This is a genomic window from Paraburkholderia sp. SIMBA_030 (assembly GCF_046535245.1).
GTDB lineage: Bacteria > Pseudomonadota > Gammaproteobacteria > Burkholderiales > Burkholderiaceae > Paraburkholderia.
In genome coordinates this window covers 1-279 of the sequence record NZ_JAWRXB010000325.1, presented here as the reverse complement: position 1 = coordinate 279, position 279 = coordinate 1, and the positions used below count along the sequence as shown (strand labels likewise).

Here is a 279-nt window from a genome sequence, read left to right as displayed (position 1 = left end):
CACCTGAGTCAGCCGACCAGGGACGGCCTGCCGCCCGTATTCACCGACACGCAATATGAAGCGCTTGGCGTGCCGCGCAATCCTGCGATTCCCGCGAACAGGGACCCGAAGTTCTTCGATATGGGGGTATGTGGGCCGTTTCGTGATGATCTCGCGAAACAGACGCAGTACTGCGGCATGTTCCTCACGCCGACGCTGCGCAATGTCGCGAACCGCAAGGTGTTTTTCCACAATGGCGTCTATCACGACCTGAAGCAGGTGATGGACTTCTATAACCTG

Annotated in this window: 1 pseudogene; it reads left to right on the top strand. The window is 58.1% G+C overall.

From position 1 onward, the window contains the following. Positions 1-279, top strand: a pseudogene (locus tag SB772_RS40195) (cytochrome-c peroxidase); the annotation flags it as partial.